Here is a 250-nt window from a genome sequence, read left to right as displayed (position 1 = left end):
AGGGACGCATCCACCAAAGTTTTGCAGTATGAACGTCAATGACAATAATTGGATTGCGCAAGTTTATTATTTCGCAAATAGTTAGAGCCAGAAAAGTACTGAGAAAGGATACATGGTTAAAAGCTAAAATGGGGGATTTTTCAACTTTGGAAAAATTTTCTATTCCTTTGATTTCTAAACGAAAAAATATGCGAAAAAAAATAAAAATAAAATCGTGGAGAGGATTGGTAGGCAAATCTTTTAGTAGAAC

1 protein-coding gene is annotated in these 250 nt (G+C 32.8%); it reads left to right on the top strand.

The features are described 5' to 3' along the window. Positions 1–38 precede the first annotated feature (38 nt). Positions 39–250 (top strand): hypothetical protein (locus ACFIO5_RS12310; RefSeq protein WP_375705559.1); only part of this gene is annotated, 212 nt, incomplete at its 3' end.

It is taken from the genome of Bartonella sp. AA86SXKL, from assembly GCF_042196885.1.
The sequence above is the reverse complement of the archived record's forward strand: the minus strand, read 5'-3'. Positions and strand labels throughout refer to the sequence as shown.